This window comes from Streptomyces sp. NPDC050743 (assembly GCF_044456925.1).
Lineage (GTDB): Bacteria > Actinomycetota > Actinomycetes > Streptomycetales > Streptomycetaceae > Streptomyces.
Genome location: NZ_JBITGJ010000295.1, coordinates 1 through 2,125, shown reverse-complemented (window position 1 = coordinate 2,125; position 2,125 = coordinate 1). Strand labels below are relative to the sequence as shown.

The window sequence follows — 2,125 nt, the reverse complement described above, 5'->3', positions numbered from 1 at the left end:
GACCACCCGCGCCATCCGCGACCAACCCGAACGAGCCCTCCCCATCCTGGGCATCACCTACAAGCCCGACCTCAACGGAACTTGATCAAGCCCTGCTTCACGGTCGCCTCGCTGTGGGCTGACGTCGACGTAGTCCGGCACCAGCCCTACGAGGAGGACGACTGATCTTGGCATCAGATCGCGCACCGCGCGCAATCCGCAGACTGGCGACCCGATCCAGATCCCGGCCGGCTACAGCGTGAAAGTCTCCGCTGGCAGCAAGCTCAAGGAAGCCGCGAAGGGCAAGTAGGCGCCTGCCCCCGGCGGCGCAGAGGCCCGGCGACGGGCCGAGGCCTGCAGGGCGGTACAGCTTGCCCGCCTCACCCCACGGGACCCGGATTGGCGTCCCGCCCACGGGGTAGAACGGACGCCGGATGCCCTTCGATGACGGAGAGCACCACCGACGCAGAGACCGGGAAGCACCCGGCGATTTCGAAGGACAAACGCATGGCCAGCGGCACTGTGAAGTGGTTCAACGCCGAGAAGGGCTTCGGCTTCATCCAGCAGGACGGCGGGGGACCGGACGTCTTCGCGCATTACTCCAACATCTCCGGCAGCGGATTCCGTGAGCTCCTCGAAGGCGAGCAGGTCACCTTCGACGTCACCCAGGGCCAGAAGGGTCCCCAGGCCGAGAACATCGTCCGCCGCGGCTGACCCGGAAAAGGAGCGCCGCCCCGCGACGGCCACTGTGTAGAGTGGCGTCACCGATCGGGTTTCTCACTCAGGTGCACGCGGGGGAGCCGGTCGCGTCGGCGCTCTGCGACGTTCTGGCCCCGGTCGTGTCCGAGTTGGTCGAGGATGGGGTTTGTCCAGGCATAGGCCTCGACTATGCCGTCCTTGTATGGGTCGCCCTGTTCGGCGAGCGGGCGATCGTCGATCTGCTCGGCCTTGGCTGGTCGGTCTGAGCTGGTTGTGGCCCGGGTTGCTGACTTTGCCCTGCGGGCGCTGGGGGCGCACCTCGATGACTGATCGTCGGGGTGCGAGGTGGCCCTGTGCCGGCATGACGTGCGTGGGTCGCTGCGTTCGGCCGATGGGTTTGCGTTCGTCCGCGAGGCACCGAGCGGCTGCTGCGGGAACGGATCGGGGTCGAGGCTGCGGCCTGCATGGGTTGGCTGGGACGGACACTCGGGCACTGGCGGGAGCGGGCGCAGTGGCGCGAGGGTCATGACCACGCAGGTCGGTGAGTTGCGCCCGGCGTGCGAGGACCTGTTGTCGGGGGGCTGGCGCCTGCCGTTCCCAGATCGCGGGCCCGATGCGCGTCATCGGCCTCTGCCCGTGGTCGAAGCCCGGGGAGGCCCGCTTGTGCCGCCGGGGGCCTGTGAAGGCCGCTGATCGGGAGCGCGAGTGGCCGAAGGGTGCTGATACGCGGCATGGTCACGGGGGCGGTGGAGGGTGCTGCCGCTGTGCAGGGGCCTGGTCCGGATCTTCAACGTCACGGACTGCGGGCTGCTGTCCTGCATGCCGAGCCATCTGGCGAGTGGACTCCATGATGGCGAGACCCTGGCGCTGGTCGTGCTCGGTGTGATCGTGCAGCCGCTCGCGGGCGCGCTGTCGGACCGCGTCGAATCGTCGCTCGGTGACGCCGCCGGCTGCGCGGGCTTCTTCCTGCACGTCCCCGCGCTGCTGCTGATCCGCCCGGTCGCCGGCGTGTCGGTCGTGCTCTTCGGCGGCGCCGCGGTGTGGTGGACGGTGGAGTCGGCGGGGTGGGGCGCTGTCCGGGTCCGCTTTCGCTGTGGAGAGGGAAGGTGCGGGCGCGTGCTCTTCGGGGGCGTCGCGCCGTGGCGGGGCGTCGGCCGGCGGGGCGGTGGTGTGCCCGTGTCGCTCGGCTCGCGGGCGGGGGTTGACGGTGTTGTTCACACGGTTGGCCACGGCCGTGGCGCGTGGGGAGGCGTCTGTGCTGGGCGGCACTGTGCGTGCGCAGCCGGGGCCTGGTCGGCCTCGCGGGGTGGGCTCACACGGGGGCGCCTCAGGCGGTCGCGGGGAGAGCGGGAGTCTCGGTGCGGCGGTGGCGGCCGTTTCCGGGGGCGGCCAGGGCGGAGGGGCGTTCGGTGGCGGGCTGTCCGCGGTGCTGGCCGGCACGGAGGTC

At 70.8% G+C, this 2,125-nt stretch carries 2 protein-coding genes and 1 pseudogene; all 3 read left to right on the top strand.

Translation table 11 applies throughout. The features are described 5' to 3' along the window. Positions 1-178 precede the first annotated feature (178 nt). Positions 179-289 (top strand): annotated as a pseudogene (locus tag ACIBJF_RS53105) (HU family DNA-binding protein); the annotation flags it as partial. A 197-nt stretch (positions 290-486) separates the two neighbouring features. Beyond that, entirely contained in the window at positions 487-693 is a 207-nt protein-coding gene (locus tag ACIBJF_RS53100; RefSeq protein WP_166633473.1) for a cold-shock protein, read from the top strand. A gap of 41 nt (positions 694-734) precedes the next feature. Continuing rightward, positions 735-944 carry a hypothetical protein gene (locus tag ACIBJF_RS53095; RefSeq protein WP_399185068.1) on the top strand — a complete coding sequence of 70 codons (210 nt, stop codon included), beginning with the start codon at positions 735-737 and terminating at the stop codon, positions 942-944. Positions 945-2,125: the final 1,181 nt, after the last annotated feature.

Coding starts and splice junctions, on each gene's coding strand:
- ACIBJF_RS53100 (WP_166633473.1), top strand. CDS start 487: ATGGCCAGCGGCACTGTGAAGTGGTTCAACGCCGAGAAGGGCTTCGGC.